At 69.1% G+C, this 14,879-nt stretch carries 13 protein-coding genes; 11 read left to right on the top strand and 2 right to left on the bottom strand.

The window, feature by feature from the left end; all coding sequences use genetic code 11:
• Window positions 1-162 precede the first annotated feature (162 nt).
• From recG to mutM, 8 genes are all read left to right on the top strand, one after another.
• Complete coding sequence (gene recG / locus ACIRRY_RS30615) at window positions 163-2,370, top strand: ATP-dependent DNA helicase RecG (RefSeq protein ID WP_403978802.1); 2,208 nt, start codon at window positions 163-165, stop codon at window positions 2,368-2,370.
• Between the two features lie 86 nt (window positions 2,371-2,456).
• Window positions 2,457-3,044: a 16S rRNA (guanine(966)-N(2))-methyltransferase RsmD gene (gene rsmD, locus ACIRRY_RS30610; protein WP_403978799.1), complete on the top strand. Its 588-nt coding sequence runs from the start codon at window positions 2,457-2,459 to the stop codon at window positions 3,042-3,044.
• 26 nt (window positions 3,045-3,070) lie between these two features.
• Window positions 3,071-3,550, top strand: a complete 480-nt coding sequence (gene coaD, locus ACIRRY_RS30605) for a pantetheine-phosphate adenylyltransferase (protein ID WP_384164159.1) — start codon at window positions 3,071-3,073, stop codon at window positions 3,548-3,550.
• Window positions 3,551-3,649: 99 nt separating this feature from the next.
• Window positions 3,650-4,735: an ATP synthase F0 subunit B gene (locus ACIRRY_RS30600; RefSeq protein ID WP_403978796.1), complete on the top strand. Its 1,086-nt coding sequence runs from the start codon at window positions 3,650-3,652 to the stop codon at window positions 4,733-4,735.
• Between the two features lie 134 nt (window positions 4,736-4,869).
• On the top strand, window positions 4,870-5,532 hold the full coding sequence (locus ACIRRY_RS30595; protein ID WP_403978793.1) for a YceD family protein: 663 nt from the start codon (window positions 4,870-4,872) through the stop codon (window positions 5,530-5,532).
• A gap of 2 nt (window positions 5,533-5,534) precedes the next feature.
• Entirely contained in the window at window positions 5,535-5,708 is a 174-nt protein-coding gene (rpmF, locus tag ACIRRY_RS30590) for a 50S ribosomal protein L32 (protein ID WP_015657589.1), read from the top strand.
• Between the two features lie 19 nt (window positions 5,709-5,727).
• The gene (gene rnc, locus ACIRRY_RS30585; protein WP_403978790.1) at window positions 5,728-6,615 is read left to right on the top strand and encodes a ribonuclease III; all 888 of its coding nucleotides are present in this window, start codon (window positions 5,728-5,730) and stop codon (window positions 6,613-6,615) included.
• Window positions 6,616-6,694: 79 nt separating this feature from the next.
• Complete coding sequence (mutM, locus tag ACIRRY_RS30580) at window positions 6,695-7,549, top strand: bifunctional DNA-formamidopyrimidine glycosylase/DNA-(apurinic or apyrimidinic site) lyase (protein WP_403978787.1); 855 nt, start codon at window positions 6,695-6,697, stop codon at window positions 7,547-7,549.
• Between the two features lie 558 nt (window positions 7,550-8,107).
• Here mutM and ACIRRY_RS30575 read toward each other — a convergent pair.
• Entirely contained in the window at window positions 8,108-8,509 is a 402-nt protein-coding gene (locus ACIRRY_RS30575) for a winged helix-turn-helix transcriptional regulator (protein WP_403978784.1), read from the bottom strand.
• A gap of 95 nt (window positions 8,510-8,604) precedes the next feature.
• Complete coding sequence (locus ACIRRY_RS30570; RefSeq protein WP_403978781.1) at window positions 8,605-9,882, bottom strand: CAP domain-containing protein; 1,278 nt, start codon at window positions 9,880-9,882, stop codon at window positions 8,605-8,607.
• A 155-nt stretch (window positions 9,883-10,037) separates the two neighbouring features.
• On the opposite strand from ACIRRY_RS30570, the gene ACIRRY_RS30565 reads away from it, so the two are divergent.
• The 3 genes from ACIRRY_RS30565 (at window position 10,038) to smc (ending at window position 14,728) form a co-directional block, all read left to right on the top strand.
• The gene (locus tag ACIRRY_RS30565) at window positions 10,038-10,319 is read left to right on the top strand and encodes an acylphosphatase (RefSeq protein WP_200681860.1); all 282 of its coding nucleotides are present in this window, start codon (window positions 10,038-10,040) and stop codon (window positions 10,317-10,319) included.
• A gap of 392 nt (window positions 10,320-10,711) precedes the next feature.
• A complete protein-coding gene (locus ACIRRY_RS30560; RefSeq protein ID WP_329258332.1) occupies window positions 10,712-10,915 on the top strand; it encodes a hypothetical protein in 204 nt (67 codons plus the stop codon).
• 216 nt (window positions 10,916-11,131) lie between these two features.
• Window positions 11,132-14,728, top strand: a complete 3,597-nt coding sequence (gene smc / locus ACIRRY_RS30555; protein ID WP_403978776.1) for a chromosome segregation protein SMC — start codon at window positions 11,132-11,134, stop codon at window positions 14,726-14,728.
• The last annotated feature ends 151 nt before the right edge of the window (window positions 14,729-14,879 follow it).

The following is a 14,879-nucleotide window of genomic DNA, read 5'->3' as shown; positions in this document are numbered from 1 at the left end:
AGCGCCGAGGTGGGGGGATGTGCGAACGGCGCGAGGGTCGGGCGGTCCCTGTGAGGCGGTGACCGCGGGGGATGGCCGGAGCGCGTCATCCTAGGCCCGAACGACCCGCCTGACCAGGGGTTTCGGGAGACGTATACGGCAATGTCAGTGGCGTGGTGTGGAATGGATCTCGTGCCCGCACTGGAAGAACCACTCAAAAAGGTGCTCGGCCCCGCCACCGCGAAGGTGATGGCCGAGCATCTCGGCCTGCACACCGTCGGCGACCTCCTGCACCACTATCCGCGCAGATACGAGGAGCGGGGCCAGCTCACCCACCTCGCCGAACTGCCGATGGACGAGCACGTCACCGTGGTCGCCCAGGTCGCCGACGCCCGGCTGCACACCTTCGCGTCCAGCAAGGCCCCCCGGGGCAAGGGCCAGCGTCTCGAAGTCACGATCACGGACGGCAGCGGCCGGCTCCAACTCGTCTTCTTCGGCTCGGGAGTTCACAAACCCCACAAGGAACTGCTGCCGGGCACGCGCGCGATGTTCGCCGGCAAGGTCTCCGTCTTCAACCGCCGTCTGCAACTCGCGCATCCGGCCTACGAGTTGCTGATGGCCGACGCCGAGGAAGCGGTGGAGACCTGGGCGGGCACCCTGATCCCCATCTATCCCGCCACCGCCAAACTGGAGTCCTGGAAGATCGGCAAGGCGCTCCAGACAGCGCTGCCCAGCGCCCAGGAAGCCGTGGATCCCCTCCCGGACTCCCTCCGCGAGGGCCGCGGCCTGGTCTCCCTCCCGGAAGCCCTCCTCAAGATCCACCGCCCCCACACCAAGGCGGACATCGCCGCCGCCCGCGACCGCCTCAAGTGGGACGAGGCCTTCGTCCTCCAGGTCGCCCTCGCCCGCCGCCGCCATGCCGACGCCCAACTCCCCGCCGTAGCCCGCGAACCGTCCCCGGACGGCCTCCTCTCGGCCTTCGACGACCGCCTTCCGTTCACCCTCACGGACGGTCAGGTGAAGGTGTCCAGGGAGATCTTCGACGACTTGGCTACGGAGCATCCGATGCATCGGCTGTTGCAGGGGGAGGTGGGTAGCGGGAAGACGATGGTGGCCCTCCGCGCCATGCTCGCCGTCGTCGACGCGGGCGGACAGGCCGCGATGCTCGCGCCCACCGAAGTGCTCGCTCAGCAGCATCACCGTTCCATCACCGAGATGATGGGGGAGCTGGCCGAGGGCGGGATGCTGGGCGGGGCCGAGCGGGCGACCAAGGTCACGCTGCTCACCGGGTCCATGGGGACGGCCGGTCGGCGGCAGGCGCTCCTCGATCTCGTCACCGGCGAGGCCGGGATCGTGATCGGCACGCACGCGTTGATCGAGGACAAGGTCCAGTTCCACGACCTGGGCCTGGTCGTGGTCGACGAACAGCACCGCTTCGGCGTGGAGCAGCGCGACGCCCTGCGCGGCAAGGGCAAGCAGCCTCCGCACCTGCTCGTCATGACCGCCACCCCCATCCCGCGCACGGTCGCCATGACGGTCTTCGGCGACCTGGAGACCTCCGTCCTGGACCAGCTCCCGGCCGGCCGCTCACCCATCGCCACCCATGTCGTCCCCGCCGCCGACAAGCCGCACTTCCTCGCCCGCGCCTGGGAGCGGGTCCGCGAGGAGGTGGGCAACGGCCATCAGGCGTACGTCGTCTGCCCCCGCATCGGCGACGAGGACGACGACCCCAAGAAGGCCGGCAAGAAGAAGTCCGCCGAGGACGAGGCCGAGAAGCGCCCACCGCTCGCCGTCCTCGACATCGCCGCCCAGCTCGCCGAGGGCCCCCTCCAAGGGCTGCGGATCGAGGTGCTGCACGGCCGTATGCACCCCGACGACAAGGACGCGGTGATGCGCCGCTTCGCCGCCGGGGACACGGACGTCCTGGTCGCGACGACGGTCATCGAGGTCGGCGTCAACGTGCCCAACGCCACCGCCATGGTGATCATGGACGCGGACCGCTTCGGCGTCTCCCAGCTCCACCAGCTCCGTGGCCGGGTGGGGCGTGGATCCGCCCCCGGCCTCTGCCTCCTGGTCAGTGAGATGCCCGAGGCCAGCCCCGCCCGCCAGCGCCTCAACTCCGTCGCCTCCACCCTCGACGGCTTCGAACTCTCCCGCATCGACCTGGAGCAGCGCAGGGAGGGCGATGTGCTGGGACAGGCCCAGTCCGGTGCGCGCACTTCCCTGCGGGTGCTGTCCGTCATCGAGGACGAGGAGGTCATCGCGGAGGCGAGGGAGGAGGCGACGGCGGTGGTGGCGGCCGATCCCGAGTTGGAGCGTCTCCCGGGTCTGCGTGTGGCACTGGAAGCCTTGTTGGACGAGGAAAGGGAGCAGTACCTGGAAAAGGGCTAGAGGCCGGCCCGCTTTCTTTAGGGGCGCGGGGAACTGCGCGACCAGCCACACTGATACCTGAAGCCGCCCACCAGCAAGGACCCAAGATGACCCGCGTGATCGCCGGCACAGCCGGCGGACGTCGACTCGCCGTCCCGCCCGGCACCGGAACCCGCCCCACCTCCGACCGCGCACGCGAGGGCCTCTTCTCCACCTGGCAGTCGCTTCTTGGCGCCCCCTTGAACGGCGAAAGGGTCCTGGACCTGTACGCCGGTTCCGGAGCCGTAGGCCTGGAGGCCCTGTCGCGCGGCGCGAGCCACACCCTCCTCGTCGAGGCCGACCCGAAGGCCGCCCGCGTCATCAGGGAGAACGTCAAGAACATCGGCCTCCCCGGCGCCGAGGTCAGGGCGGGCAAAGCCGAGCAGATCGTCCAGACACCGGCGCCGACAGACCCGTACGAGATCGTCTTTCTCGACCCGCCGTATGTTGTCCCAGATCACGATCTTCGGGAGATTCTCCTCACACTCCGGTCTGGGGGCTGGCTCGCGCCGGACGCGCTCGTCACCGTGGAGCGCAGCACCAGAGGCGGCGAATTCGGGTGGCCGGACGGGTTCGACGCGATCCGGGCCCGTCGCTACGGCGAAGGGACCTTTTGGTACGGTCGCGCCGCCTCTACGTGCGAAGACGCACGATGACCGGACCGGAGAGCGAGGGAACTCAAGTGCGCCGCGCCGTTTGTCCGGGGTCGTTCGACCCCATCACCAATGGACACCTCGACATCATCGCCCGTGCCTCCAGGCTCTACGACGTCGTGCACGTCGTAGTGATGATCAACCAGTCCAAAAAGGGCATGTTCACCGTCGACGAGCGGATCGAGCTGATCGGCGAGGTCACCGCCGAGTTCGGCAACGTCCAGGTCGAGGCCTACCACGGCCTGCTCGTCGACTTCTGCAAGCAGCGCGACATCCCGGCCATCGTCAAGGGCCTGCGCGCGGTCAGCGACTTCGACTACGAACTCCAGATGGCCCAGATGAACAACGGACTGTCGGGCGTCGAAACCCTGTTCATCCCGACCAGCCCCACCTACAGCTTCCTGTCGTCCTCGCTGGTCAAGGAGGTCGCGCAGTGGGGCGGCGACATCTCCCACCTGGTGCCGGCCATCGTCCTGGAAGCCCTCCACGAGCGGCTCGGCCAGAGCTGAGGCACTGACAGTGCGTCACCCGGTGTCGGGCGGGGCGGGAGTGGTCGTACAGTCGACCCGTCCGTCTCCAACACGTCGGTAGAGAGTGGCGAGCACACGGTGGACGTGCAGAAGAAGCTCGACGAGATCGTCTCCTCGGTCTCCAGCGCCCGGTCCATGCCCATGTCGGCCTCGTGCGTGGTCAACCGCGCCGAGCTGCTCACGCTGCTCGAAGAGGTGCGCGCTGCGCTGCCGGACTCGCTGGCCGAGGCGCAGGAGCTGATCGGCGGCCGGCACGAGATGGTCGAGCAGGCCCGTCAGGAGGCCGAGCGGATCATCCAGACCGCGCACGCCGAGCGCGGCTCGCTGATCTCCGACACCGAGGTCGCCCGCCGCTCGCAGAACGAGGCCGACCGCATCCTCGCCGAGGCCCGTCAGGAGGCCGAGGAGGTCCGCGCGGAGGCCGACGACTACGTCGACTCCAAGCTCGCCAACTTCGAGGTCGTCCTCACCAAGACCCTCGGATCGGTCGGCCGGGGCCGCGAGAAGCTGCTCGGCACGGGCCCCGGCATCGACGACCAGGGCTATGCGGACGAGGACGCCCCCGAGCGCAGCCACGACCCGGAGACCCTGCGCCGCGACGCCGACGCGTACGTGGACGTCAAGCTCGGCGCCTTCGAGGCGGTCCTCGCCAAGACCCTGGAGGCCGTGGGGAAGGGCCGGCAGAAGCTGCACGGCCGGCTCGCCAGCGACGATCTCGGTGCCCTCGCCCTCGACGACGACGGCAACCAGGTCCAGCACACCAGCGACGCCGACTACCTCGCCGACCTCGCCACCGTCACGGACACCCCGGTCTCGGCGACCCCGCTCCAGCCCGAGCAGCAGGACTACGCCCCGCAGGCGCCCTACGACTACCAGCAGACCGCCCAGCAGCAGGATCCGTACGGCTACCAGCAGCAGGGTTACGCCCAGCAGCAGGACCCCTACGGGTACCAGCAGGCGGACCCCTACGCCTATCAGGGCTACGACACCGGCCAGCAGCCCGTGTACGACCCGAACCAGATGCAGCAGGCCCAGCTCGACCAGCAGCAGAACCAGCAGGCCCAGGGTCAGCAGGGCTACGCGCTCGACGAGACCAGCCTCTTCGACACCGGCATGATCAGCGCGGAGCAGTTGCGGGCGTACGAGCAGGGTCGAGGCCTGTAAGGGGCCACCGGATTGGGCCGTGAGCGAATGGTCCAGTATCCTGGCTCTTCGGTCGCGTGTATGTCCGCGATCAGCGCTGCCCGGAAGCACCGAAGGGCGGCGTCCTCCTGAGCTCAGCAGACCGAAAGACAGGGATGGCTCTGAACGCCCGCCTCGACCACCGCAACCCTCTCGTGTTCGACACTCACGAGCTGGGTCGGCGTCCTGGTGCGCTGCAGCGCCTGAACCGTTCGATCGAGGCTCCCAAGGATCTCGGTATCCAGGGAGTCGTCGGAGTGCCGGAAGGCGCCCCGGTGGAGCTCGACCTCCGCCTTGAGTCGGTCATGGAAGGGGTGCTTGTCACAGGCACCGCCCGTGCACTGGTCAAGGGGGAGTGCGTAAGGTGTCTGGAGCCGCTGGAGCTGACGCTCGAAGCGGACTTCCAGGAGATGTTCTCGTACCCTGACGCCGACGACCGTGGCCGCGTAAAGGCGGAACCGGTCGACGACGCCGAGGAATCCGCGGAAAACGAGGACAGGCTCTTCATCGAGGACGGCTTGTTCGACCTCGAACCCGTGCTGCGCGATGCGGTGGTGCTCGCACTGCCGATGCAGCCGGTGTGCCAGGACGACTGTCTGGGCCTGTGCTCCGAGTGCGGAGTACGGCTCACGGACGACCCGGACCACCACCATGAAGCCGTCGACATCCGTTGGGCGGCACTGCAGGGACTCGCCGGTTCACTCGAAGACGGCGAGAAGGACGAGATCAGTGGCGAAGCGCCCCGACCGGCGCGCGCCAACGAGAAGCAGGAGAAGTAGCCGTGGCTGTTCCGAAGCGGAAGATGTCGCGCAGCAACACGCGCCACCGCCGGTCGCAGTGGAAGGCTGCGGTCACCCCTCTGGTTGCGTGCGAGCGCTGCCACGAGCCCAAGCAGCAGCACATCGCGTGCCCTTCTTGCGGCACGTACAACAAGCGCCAGGTCCTCGAGGTCTGAGCGGCTGGTGAGAGGTTTCATGTCTGACGTCAAGGCGGACTCAGCCGCCAAGAAACACGCGGACACGGCCTCGTCCCACACGCTGTTGGAAGGGCGGCTCGGGTATCACCTCGAGTCCGCCCTTCTGGTGCGTGCGCTGACCCACCGTTCGTACGCGTACGAGAACGGCGGTCTGCCGACGAACGAGCGGCTGGAGTTCCTCGGGGACTCCGTGCTCGGCCTCGTCGTCACGGACACGCTGTACACGACCCACCCCGATCTGCCCGAAGGCCAACTGGCCAAGCTGCGGGCCGCGGTGGTCAATTCTCGTGCGTTGGCGGAGGTCGGTCGCGGTCTGGAACTCGGCTCCTTCATCCGGCTCGGCCGGGGCGAAGAGGGCACGGGTGGCCGGGACAAGGCGTCCATCCTCGCCGACACCCTTGAAGCGGTGATCGGCGCGGTCTATCTCGACCAGGGCCTCGACGCGGCCTCCGAACTGGTGCACCGCCTGTTCGACCCGCTCATCGAGAAGTCCTCGAACCTCGGTGCCGGCCTGGACTGGAAGACCAGTCTCCAGGAGCTCACCGCGACCGAAGGACTCGGTGTCCCCGAGTACCTGGTCACGGAGACCGGCCCCGATCACGAGAAGACCTTCACTGCTGCCGCCCGCGTCGGAGGCGTCTCGTACGGCACCGGCACCGGCCGCAGCAAGAAGGAGGCGGAGCAGCAGGCCGCCGAGTCCGCCTGGCGGTCCATCCGGGCCGACGCGGACGAGCGAGCCAAGAAGGCGGAGGAAGCGGCCGGACAACTGGCCGTCGAGACCGCCAAGAAGGCGAAAGAGGCGGCCGAACAGGCCGCCGAGCCCGCCACCGAGGCCGCTGAGCAGCCTGCCGAGGAAAGCGCCGACCCGTCGTCGGCGTCCGCCTGACCAAGCAGTACGACCCGAGCGCCCGTCCCCGAGTGGGGCGGGCGCTCGGATCGTTCACCCGTGACCAGCAGGGGATGCCATGCCCGAGTTGCCCGAGGTCGAGGTAGTCCGGCGGGGTCTGGAGCGGTGGGTCGCCCAGCGCACCGTCGCCGATGCCGAGGTGCTGCATCCGCGTGCGGTACGACGTCATGTCGCCGGCGCCGACGACTTCGCGCACCGGCTCAAGGGGCATCGCATCGGCACCCCGAGCCGTCGCGGCAAGTACCTGTGGCTGCCGTTGGAGGACACCCATCAGGCGGTGCTGGCCCACCTCGGGATGAGTGGTCAACTCCTGGTCCAGCAGCACGAGTTCCCCGACGAGAAGCACCTGCGTATCAGGGTCCGGTTCGCGGACGGCCTCGGTACCGAACTCCGCTTCGTCGACCAACGCACCTTCGGTGGGCTGTCGTTGCACGACACCACCCCGGACGGGCTGCCGGACGTCATCGCGCACATCGCGCGTGATCCCCTGGACCCGTTGTTCGACGACGAGTTGTTCCACCAGAACCTGCGCCGCAAGCGCACGACGATCAAACGGGCCCTGCTGGACCAGTCGTTGATCAGCGGGGTCGGCAACATCTATGCGGACGAGGCCCTTTGGCGGGCCCGCGTCCACTACGAACGCCCGACCGCGACCTTCACCCGCCCGCGCACCGCCGAACTCCTGGGCCACGCACGGGATGTGATGAACGCGGCCCTCGACGTGGGCGGCACCAGCTTCGACAGCCTGTACGTCAACGTCAACGGGGAGTCCGGCTACTTCGACCGCTCGCTCGACGCGTACGGCCGCGAGGGACTGCCGTGCCGGCGCTGCGGTACGCCGATGAAGCGGCAGGCGTGGATGAACCGGTCGAGCTATTTCTGCCCGAAGTGCCAGCGGGCGCCGAGGAGTTAGCGGGCGCCGAGGAGTTAGGCGGCGGCGAGGGGGCCGGCGGATCCAGACGCCGTCGCGGGCTTGGCGGGGGCCAGAGGGTTGGCGGGTCGGGATGCCGTTGTGGGCCTGGCGGGAGGCCGGGAGCCGGCGGACGTGGAAGGGCAGGCCAGGCCGGCCGCGAAGGTCAGAGGGTCCTGACTGTCGCGGGCCTGGCGGAGCCAAGGGGAGCAGCGGGCGCTGAGGGGCGGGCTCGCTGGGTTGGGACGGGACCGGCGAGTTTCAAGACGCCTTCGCGGGTTTCGCGGTAGCCACGGCGGAGGCGGGCGGGTGGCGAAGGCCGGCGGATCAAGGCGGCGTCGCGGGCCTAGGGCCCGTCCGGCGAATCAGGTCGCGGGACAGTGACGGTGCCTGATCGGCGCCGGTGAGCGGGGTCGGGTGCGTCCGACTGCAAGGCGGAGGAGCGAGGCGACGCGGTGGGGGCACCTCCCGGCCGAAGGCTGGGGACGTCGGCGACCGACGGCAACGCCGCAGGTGGGCGTGCCGGGCCCCGAGTCTGCGGCATGATCCGCCGGACAGGTCCTAGTGGTCGTCCCGTGTCCCGTCGTAGCGCGTCCGGGCCTTCAGGACCTCGTCCATGCGGCCCTCCACGAAGTCGACGAGTCCCATGAGGCGTTCGGCGACGCCGTGGCCCAGCGGGGTCAACTCGTAGTCCACGCGCGGTGGGTTGGTCGGCTGGGCCTCGCGGTGGACCAGGCCGTCGCGCTCCAGGGCGTGCAGGGTCTGGGAGAGCATCTTCTCGCTCACGCCGTCGACGCGGCGCCGCAGTTCATTGAAGCGCAGCGAGCCCTCGTGCAGCGCGCACAGGGTGAGTCCGCCCCAGCGGCCCGTGACGTGCTCCAGGGTGCCTCGGGAGGGGCAGGCCTTCGCGAAGACGCTGTACGGGAAGTTCTGCTCCTCCGTACGCTCCTGGGTGGTGTCCATAGCGCACAAGCGTACGCGAACGCGGCGCTTACCAGAAGGGAGCACTAACCAGTGGTTAGCGCTCCCTGTCCTGGTCGGTCGGACCGGTACCCGGCCTAGTAGCCGAAGTCCTGCGTCCACCAGGGGCCCTCGGCGCCGAAGTGCACACCGACACCCAGGGTCTTGAAGTCGCAGTTCAGAATGTTGGCCTTGTGGCCGGCGCTGTTCATCCAGGCGTCCATGACCGCGGCCGCGTCGGCCTGGCCGCGGGCGATGTTCTCGCCGCCGAGGTTGGTGATGCCGAGCTTCTCCGCCCGGTCCCACGGGGTGGCCCCGCTGGGGTCGGTGTGGTCGAAGAAGTCCTGGTCGGCCATCTGCTGGCTGAAGTTCTCGGCCAGCGTGGTCAGCGAACTGTTGGCGGCCACCGGGCTGCAACCGACGAGTGCCCGCTGCTCGTTGACGAGCTTGAGCACCTCGGCCTCGGCGGCGGCCTCCGCGGAGACCGTCACCGGGGTGTCCGCGGACTGCGTAGGCGTCGGAGTGGTGGGCTTCGCCGAGGGAGTCGACGTCGTCGGCTCCTCGGTGGGGGTGGCCGCCGGCTTCTTCGCAGGGGCCTTCGTGGCGGGCGCGGTGGCGGACTTGGTCGGAGCCGCCGAGGGAGAGGCCGCGCGGTTCGCGTCGCGGCTCGTGGACGAGCCGTCGTCGCGGGACTCCGCGTTGCCGGAGGTACCGCCCTGCTCGGTTGCCGAGTTGCTCGGTGAACCGGCGGCCTGCACCTTGTCCGAGCCGCCGCCACCGCCGAGCTTGTAGTTGTCCAGCCCCGGCATCGCGCCCGCGGCGACCGCCACCGTGCCGATGGCGACGGCTGCGGAGACACCGAGCAGACCGGACTTGACCGCCGGCGACACGCTCTTGCGCTTACGGCGGCGCCCACGGCCCGAGCGCGAGCCGTCGCCCCGCGCGGAGGCGCCGGCCGCCTCCGGGAAGACCACGGCGTAGTCCTCCTGGGTGGCGAAGAGATAGGCCTCGCTCTTCAGGCTGGACTCGGCCTTCAGCCGGGTCTCCGCCCGCAGCCGGGCCTCGCTCTTCGGCGGGACCTCGTGGTTCGTGTGCACCTCGTGGACCCGGTGGTCCGCGGGGGACTGGTGGTTCTGGTGGAACTCGGCGGGACCCTCCGGGTGGAGATAGGGCGCCATGCCGATCGTCGAGCCGTCGGCCGGGTTCCAGTCGAAGCGGTCGTTGCGGCCGAAGTGGTCGGAGTGGTCGGAGCGGTCGTTCCAGTCGTACGAGTCATGCGGGTCGTAGCCGCTCGTGTATGAGCCGTGCGTCTCTGTGACCCCCGTGGCGCGGCCCGTGGCGGCGCGGCCGGCGGCGGAGCGTCGGTGGCGTCCCATGTCCTTGCCTTTCGTCCTTGCGGTCAACTCGTCCGTGCGGTGACCCAGCTCACTCGATCGAGTGAGTTTCATATGAGATTCATTGGGGCGGACGGTACCGCATGGCGCGAGGGGAGCAAGTGTCCAGAGAGACATTGGCCGGTTAGGTTGCAGCCATGAGCGAGGATGTGCGGTTGGTCGCCTGGGTGCGAGGGCGTGTGCAAGGTGTGGGTTTTCGGTGGTTTACCCGTGCCAAAGCCCTGGAGATCGGCGGCCTGAGTGGTTTTGCTCTCAATTTGGGCGACGGACGCGTGCAAGTGGTCGCGGAGGGATCGCGGGAGGGCTGCGAAGGACTGCTCGGCTGGCTCCAGGGGCACGACACGCCCGGGCGCGTGGACGGCGTCACCGAGATCTGGGACACACCTCGCGGCGGTTACGACGGCTTCGCGATCCGCTGAGCACAATCTGCGAAACCGTGTAAAGCGGCCCTGGCGGACGCGGAGGGACATGCCACCGGCAGGTGCCCACAGCAGAAATGACCTGCTGGTTGCCAAGAACGGCTCGCTCTGGCAGGCTCCGGATCCAAGGATGATCGCCATATCCAGCGAGGCCCGCAGGAGTCGCAGCGCCGCCCGGTCAGGGCCGCGTGCCCCCGGGATGCCCGCCAATACGGGGCGTGATCGTGTTGACCGTCAAACTTTTTGGTGAGACTCTGAAAGCCCCGCGCACCTTAGCTGTTTGGCATGGAAGAACAGCAGAACAACACTCAAGACTGTCAAGCACCGCGGGTGCGATTCCCTCACGACCCACACCGCTTCGGTCGGTCACTCAGTGTGGAGGACCATCCATCATGGCAAAGGCGCTTCTCGGTTACGTCGGCGGCTCCGACCCGCGACTCCTCGCCGAGATGCGACGGCTCCAGCAGCGCGTCCAGGACCTGGAATCCGAGCTCGTTCGGATCCAGGAAGAGAACGACGCGCTGACGGCTGCCGCAACTCACGATTCGCTTCTCGAGAGCATCGACGTACGCCAGGCTGAGCCCGCGCTCACCTGATCACTGCTACGCACCATGACAAGCAGTGGTTGAGCTGCCCGTATCAACCGCTGAGCTGTCAGAGTTTGCAAGGGACGCTTCGGCGTCCCTTCTTTCTTTCCCCCGTATGCCTCCACCCTCTTTAACGTTTGGTGTGCCCTGCACGTTCAAGGGCGAAACCGCGGGGAACCGGACGTTCATGGAGAGAGCGAGCGGCGGGAGGTAGAGTCCAGCGGCGTGCACCTCAAGGCCCTGACCCTCCGGGGGTTCAAATCGTTCGCCTCGGCGACCACGCTCCGGTTCGAGCCGGGAATCACGTGCGTCGTCGGTCCGAACGGCTCGGGCAAGTCCAATGTCGTGGACGCGCTCAGCTGGGTCATGGGCGAACAGGGCGCCAAGTCGCTGCGCGGCGGCAAGATGGAGGACGTCATCTTCGCCGGCACCACCGGTCGCCCCCCGCTGGGCCGCGCCGAGGTGTCCCTGACCATCGACAACTCCGACGGGGCACTGCCCATCGAGTACGCCGAGGTCACCATCACGCGGATCATGTTCCGCAACGGCGGCAGCGAGTACCAGATCAACGGCGACACGTGTCGCCTCCTCGACATCCAGGAACTCCTCTCCGACTCCGGCATCGGCCGCGAGATGCACGTCATCGTCGGCCAGGGCCAGCTCGACTCCGTCCTGCACGCCGACCCCATGGGCCGCCGCGCCTTCATCGAGGAAGCGGCCGGCGTCCTCAAGCACCGCAAGCGCAAGGAGAAGGCGCTGCGGAAACTGGACGCGATGCAGGCCAACCTCGCGCGCGTGCAGGACCTCACGGACGAACTCCGCCGCCAGCTCAAGCCCCTGGGCCGCCAGGCCGCGGTCGCCCGCCGCGCCGCCGTCATCCAGGCGGATCTCCGAGACGCGCGCCTGAGGCTGTTGGCAGACGATCTCGTACGACTGCGCCAGGCGCTGAACACCGAGATCGCCGACGAGGCCGCGCTGAAGGAACGCAAGGAGGCCGCCGAGCTGGAGTTGAGGAAGGCGCTCCAGCGTGAGGGACTCCTGGAGGACGAGGTACGGCAGCTCACGCCGCGCCTCCAGCGTGCCCAGCAGACCTGGTACGAGCTGTCCCAACTGGCCGAGCGGGTACGCGGCACGATCTCGCTGGCCGACGCCCGCGTGAAGAGCGCGACCTCCGCACCCCCCGAGGAACGGCGGGGCCGCGACCCCGAGGACATGGAGCGCGAGGCCGCCCGGATCCGCGAGCAGGAGGCCGAGCTGGAAGCGGCCCTGGAGGCGGCCGAGCACGCCCTTGAGGACACGGTCGCCCACCGCTCCGAACTGGAACGCGAACTCGCCGCCGAGGAACGGCGGTTGAAGGACGTGGCCCGTTCCATCGCCGACCGCCGCGAGGGCCTCGCCCGGCTGGGCGGCCAGGTCAACGCGGCCCGTTCACGCGCCGCCTCCGCCCAGGCCGAGATCGACCGCCTGGCCGCCGCCCGCGACGAGGCCCAGGAGCGTGCGGTCACCGCGCAGGAGGAGTACGAGACCCTCCAGGCCGAGGTGGACGGCCTCGACGTCGGCGACGTCCAACTCTCCGACCGGCACGAGCAGGTCAAGCGACAACTTGCCGAGGCGGAGGCCACGCTGACGGCAGCCCGGGAGGCGACCACGGCGGCGGAACGCCAACGCGCCGCCACCCAGGCCCGCCGCGACGCGCTGGCACTGGGCCTACGCCGCAAGGACGGCACCGGCATACTGCTGGGCGCCCGCGACCGCCTCACCGGAATCCTGGGCCCGGCGGCGGAACTTCTGACGGTGACCCCGGGCTACGAAACAGCCCTGGCGGCGGCCTTCGGCGCGGCGGCGGACGCGATCGCGGTGACGACACCGGCGTCGGCGGCCGACGCGATCAGACTGCTGCGCAAACAGGACGGCGGTCGCGCGGCGCTGCTCCTGGCAGGCGATTCAACGCCGGTGCCTGAGGCGTCCCAAAGGGGCGCGGGGAACGGCGCGCCCAGCCACAACGCACCCGCAGCCGCCCAACAACCTTGCGCGGCAGACCTGGTACGCGCCCCCGCCGACCTCATGCCCGCCATCCGCCGCCTCCTCCACAACATCGTCGTCGTGAACACCCTCGAAGACGCCGAGCAACTCGTATACACACACCCCGAGTTGACCGCAGTGACCGCCGAAGGCGACCTGCTGGGCGCCCACTTCGCCCACGGCGGCTCCGCAGGCGCCCCCAGCCTCCTCGAAGTACAAGCCTCCGTAGACGAAGCCGCCGCCGAACTCGAAGAGCTGGCAGTCCGCTGCGAGGAGTTGGCCCACACCCAGCAGACCGCGGCCGAACTCCGCAAGGAACGCGCCGCGCAGGTCGAGGAGTTGGGGGAGCGCCGCCGAGCCGCGGAACGCGAAAAGTCGGCCGTGGCACAGCAGTTGGGCCGACTGGCAGGACAGGCGCGGGGCGCCGCAGGCGAGGCCGAGCGCTCGACCGCGGCGGCGGCACGGGCACAGGACGCGCTCGACAAGGCCGTAGAAGAGGCCGAGGTGTTGGCCGAACGGCTGGTCGTGGCCGAGGAGTTGCCTGTCGAGGAAGAGCCTGACACCTCTGTGCGGGATCGGCTCGCCGCTGACGGGGCCAATGCTCGGCAGACCGAGATGGAGGCGCGGCTTCAGGTTCGTACGCATGAGGAGCGGGTCAAGGGGCTTGCCGGGCGTGCTGATTCCCTCGACCGTGCCGCCCGAGCGGAGCGCGACGCGCGGGCTCGGGCGGAGCAGCGGCTCGCGCGGTTGCGGCACGAGGCCGCCGTCGCCGAGGCCGTCGCCGTCGGGGCGCGGCAGCTGCTCGCGCATGTCGAGGTGTCCCTCGGCCGTGCCGACGCGGAGCGCACCGCCGCCGATGCCGCCAAGGCGCGTCGTGAGCAGGAGTTGACCGCCGCCCGGAACCAGGGGCGCGACCTCAAGGGCGAGCTCGACAAGCTGACCGACTCGGTGCACCGCGGTGAGGTGCTCGGTGCCGAGAAGCGGATGCGGATCGAGCAGTTGGAGAGCAAGGCGCTGGAGGAGCTGGGGGTGGAGCCGGCGGGACTGATCGAGGAGTACGGGCCGCATCAGCTCGTGCCGCCCTCGCTCGCCGCCGAGGGCGAGATCCTGCCCGAGGACCCGGAGGACCCGCGCAACCAGCCGCGTACCTTCCACCGCGCCGAGCAGGAGAAGCGGCTCAAGTCCGCCGAACGGGCGTACCAGCAGCTCGGGAAAGTGAACCCGCTCGCGCTGGAGGAGTTCTCGGCGCTGGAGGAGCGGCACAAGTTCCTCAGCGAGCAGTTGGAGGACCTCAAGAAGACCCGTGCCGACCTGCTTCAAGTGGTGAAGGAGGTCGACGAGCGCGTCGAGCAGGTCTTCACCGAGGCCTACCGGGACACGGCCCTCCAGTTCGAGGGTGTCTTCAGCCGGCTCTTCCCCGGTGGTGAGGGGCGGCTGATCCTGACCGATCCCGACAACATGCTGACCACGGGTGTCGATGTGGAGGCCCGGCCGCCGGGCAAGAAGGTCAAGCGGCTCTCGCTGCTCTCCGGCGGCGAGCGGTCCCTCACCGCCGTAGCGCTGCTGGTGTCGATCTTCAAGGCACGGCCCAGCCCGTTCTATGTGATGGACGAGGTCGAGGCGGCGCTCGACGACACCAACCTCCAGCGGCTGATCCGGATCATGCAGGAGCTGCAGGAGGCCTCGCAGCTGATCGTGATCACGCACCAGAAGCGCACGATGGAGGTCGCCGACGCGTTGTACGGCGTCTCCATGCAGGGCGACGGGGTCTCGAAGGTCATCTCGCAGCGACTGCGTTAGCCGAACGCGGGTACGTGTTGGCTGCACCGGCTCTACCTGCACCGCTGAAACCTTCAATTCTTGAACACATATTCCTCTCGCCTTGCGTTGAACTCCGTAGGTACCCGGCTGTTTGCTTCGAAACTTGAAGGCATAGTCTCTGTGACGTTGC

Origin of the sequence: Streptomyces sp. NPDC101776, from assembly GCF_044766845.1 — a bacterium.
Classification (GTDB): Bacteria; Actinomycetota; Actinomycetes; order Streptomycetales; family Streptomycetaceae; genus Streptomyces.
Note: the sequence above shows the minus strand (reverse complement) of the source record. Positions and strands in the feature narration are given on the sequence as shown.